Origin of the sequence: Roseomonas sp. TAS13 (assembly GCF_001950415.1) — a bacterium.
GTDB classification, from domain to species: Bacteria; Pseudomonadota; Alphaproteobacteria; order Acetobacterales; family Acetobacteraceae; genus Roseomonas; species Roseomonas mucosa.
The window spans coordinates 1-3197 of the sequence record NZ_BDLP01000441.1 but is presented as its reverse complement, the minus strand read 5'-3'; the positions used below and the strand labels follow the sequence as shown (position 1 = coordinate 3197).

Here is a 3197-nt window from a genome sequence, read left to right as displayed (position 1 = left end):
TCGCGCACCGAGGCCTCGCCCCGGGCGGGGCGGGGGGGGATGCGGGCCAGGTTGGGAAAGCCCTCCTCCAGCCCCGGCGGCGCCGCGCGCCCGTCCAGGCCGTTGCCGCGGATCTGGCGCACGAAGTCGAAGGGCCCCTCACCCGGCGAGCCGACGCAGGCGCCCAGCGACAGCAGGCAGGCCAGCAGGCCCAGCGTCCGCGGCAGGCGCGGCCGATGCCGCAGCGCCAAAAGCGGCGCGGCTGCTTGCCGCCCCTGCCCGCGCAACCTAGGTTTGATCGGCTTGTGGATCATCTGCACTTCCCGCCCGGCCGGGTTCCCGCGGGGCATTCCCACCGGTCCATACCCTTCGGACCGAGGTTTGCCGCAGAACCGGCGAAGCGTGAAGCCACCGGATGCCACAGGCCGGGAGAGCACCAGGAACACGCCGATGAGCCAGAGTGACAAGACGCCCGATCCTGGTTTCCGCCTGCCGGACCCCGCCCTGGTGAGCCGGACCATGGCCGATGTCGCGGAACGCAGCCAGCGCATCGTCGCCGATTTCATCCGGCGCCAGGGCGACACCGCGGAGAAGCTGGGCGGCCGCCCCGGCGGCATGCCGCAGGTGGAGGGCGGCACGCCGCTCGATCCCTTCAACCTCGGCGGCGCCTTCATGGAGATGGCCAGCCGGCTGATGGCCAACCCGGCCCGACTGATGCAGGCCCAGATGGGCTTCTGGCAGGACTATCTCACCCTCTGGGGCAACACCGCCCGCCGCATGATGGGGGGCGAGGTCCAGCCGGTCATCTCCGAGGACAGCAAGGACAAGCGCTTCAAGGACGATGCCTGGCGCGAGAACGAGGTCTTCGACTTCATCAAGCAGTCCTACCTGCTGTCCGCGCGGTACATGCAGAACGTGGTGCGGGGCACCGAGAGCGAGCTCGACCCCAAGAACGCCCAGAAGGTCGATTTCTACACGCGGCAGTTCGTGGATGCGATGAGCCCCACGAACTTCCTGATGACCAACCCGCAGGTGCTGCGCCGCACCGCCGAGACGGGCGGCGAGAACCTGCTGAAGGGGCTGACCAACCTCCTGACCGACCTGGAGCGCGGCAAGGGCAACCTGCGCATCAGCATGACCGACCGCAGCAAGTTCGCGATCGGCGAGAACATCGCGGTGACGCCGGGCAAGGTGGTGTACCGCAACGACCTGATGGAGCTGATCCAGTACAGCCCCACCACGGAGAAGGTGCTCAAGCGGCCGCTGCTGCTGCTGCCGCCCTGGATCAACAAGTTCTACATCCTCGACCTGCGGCCGAAGAACTCCCTGATCCGCTGGGCGGTGTCGCAGGGGCATACGGTCTTCGTCTGCTCCTGGGTCAATCCGGACGAGCAGCTCGCGGAGAAGGACTTCGAGGACTACATGAAGGAGGGCCCCTATGCCGCGCTGGACGCGATCCAGCAGGCGACGGGGGAGCGAAACGTCAATGCCATCGGCTACTGCCTCGGCGGCACGCTGCTGGCGGCGACGCTCGCGCACATGGCGGCGAAGCGCGACACGCGCATCAGGAGCGCCACCTTCTTCACCACCATGACGGACTTCGAGGAAGCCGGGGAGATCAGCGTCTTCATCGACGAGGTGCAGCTCAAGGCCGTCGAGCAGAAGATGGGCGAGCGCGGCTTCCTCGCGGGCGGGGAGATGGCCAACACCTTCAACATGCTCCGCGCCAACGACCTGATCTGGAGCTTCGTGGTCCAGAACTACCTGCTGGGGCAGGAGCCCTTCCCCTTCGACCTGCTGTTCTGGAACGACGACAGCACGCGCATGCCGGCGAGGATGCACAGCTTCTACCTGCGCCGCATGTACCAGCAGAACGACCTGGTGAAGCCGGGGGGGATCACGCTGGACGGGGTGCCGATCGACCTGCGGAAGATCAAGATCCCCGTCTACCTGCTCTCCACGCGCGAGGACCATATCGCGCCCTGGAAGAGCACCTATCGCGCCACGCAGATCTATGGCGGGCCGATCCGCTTCGTGCTCGCCGCCTCGGGGCATATCGCAGGGGTGGTGAACCCGCCCGAAAGCGGCAAGTACAGCCACTGGACCAACGAGGCGCTGCCCGCCGATCCGGAGGAATGGCTGGAGGGTGCGACCGAGCTCGCCGGGTCCTGGTGGCCGGACTGGCAGCGCTGGGTCACGGGCCTCGACCACGCGCAGGTGCCCGCCCGGGAGCCGGGCGCCGGCAAGCTGCCGGCCCTGGCCGATGCGCCGGGCGAGTACGTGAAGGTGATGGCGCAGGACTGATCGCGGCGCCCGCCGCCGCCCCCTGGCCGGAGAACCCGGTTGGGGGCGGCGGTCAGAAGCCCGGTGCGGGGCGGTAGGAATCGTCCTCCAGCCCGCGCGTGCCGGTCAGCGAGGGATCGGCGGCGGGCTGCACCACCCAACCGTTCACCGAATCCAGCCGCGCCACCTCCTGCGCCAATGCGCCGAGGGCGATCTCGCTGTTCGGCAGGGGGCCCGGGTCGCGCAGCCGGGCGATCACCCGCTCCCCGCCGTTGCGGAAGCGGCGCTCGTCCTCCAGCAGCGCCTGGGCGCGCACCTCCTGCCCATCGGCCAGTTCCCGGGCGACCTGGGCCATGACCGAGGCCGCCTCCTGTCCCGTCACCTCCGGCTGGATGCCCAGGGCGTTCCGCACCTCGTCGCGGGCGGTGTAGACGACCTGCTTCACCCCCGGCGAGACCGGGTTCCAGCGCGGGTTGCTGGCGAGGTCCGTGCAGAGCCATTCCAGGATCGCCGCGGCCCGTGCCATCCGGTCCGGATGGCCGCGCAGCGCGGCGGCGCCGTTGCGGAAGGCCGCGTCGAGTTCCCGGATCGCCTGCCGCCCCTGGTCGGGGCCGGCCAGCAGGCCGGGCGGCGGCGGGATCGGCCGGCGCGGGGCGCGCAGTTCGGCGCAGGCGGCGAGCGGCAGCAGGGCCAGCAGCAGGAATCGTCGTTGCATAGGCTGTCTTCCCATCCCCGGAGCGGCTCGGCAACCGCGCTCCCCGGGAGCCCGTCTCAGGAGCCGGGACCGCTGTCCAGGTCCTTGGAGGCGCGCAGCAGGGCGAGGTTGGCCTCCGGCAGGTCGGGCAGGCGGCCGAGGCGCCGCAGCGTGTCCGGGGCGAAGACCGGCGGCGGCCTGTCTCTTGATCACATCTACGCACAGCTCCACCGTAAGGCGA

The 3197-nt window shown here is 70.0% G+C and carries 3 protein-coding genes; 1 reads left to right on the top strand and 2 read right to left on the bottom strand.

From position 1 onward, the window contains the following. A partial coding sequence (locus ROTAS13_RS27445) for a hypothetical protein (protein WP_171979196.1) occupies positions 1 to 293 on the bottom strand: 293 nt, incomplete at its 3' end. Positions 294 to 429: 136 nt separating this feature from the next. On the opposite strand from ROTAS13_RS27445, the gene ROTAS13_RS21710 reads away from it, so the two are divergent. Next, entirely contained in the window at positions 430 to 2283 is a 1854-nt protein-coding gene (locus ROTAS13_RS21710) for an alpha/beta hydrolase (RefSeq protein ID WP_075823388.1), read from the top strand. 52 nt (positions 2284 to 2335) lie between these two features. Here the strand turns inward: ROTAS13_RS21710 and ROTAS13_RS21705 are convergent, their stop codons facing one another. Beyond that, positions 2336 to 2977, bottom strand: a complete 642-nt coding sequence (locus ROTAS13_RS21705) for a hypothetical protein (RefSeq protein WP_075823387.1) — start codon at positions 2975 to 2977, stop codon at positions 2336 to 2338. Positions 2978 to 3197: the final 220 nt, after the last annotated feature.

Coding starts and splice junctions, on each gene's coding strand:
- ROTAS13_RS21705 (WP_075823387.1), bottom strand. CDS start 2,977: ATGCAACGACGATTCCTGCTGCTGGCCCTGCTGCCGCTCGCCGCCTGC.
- ROTAS13_RS21710 (WP_075823388.1), top strand. CDS start 430: ATGAGCCAGAGTGACAAGACGCCCGATCCTGGTTTCCGCCTGCCGGAC.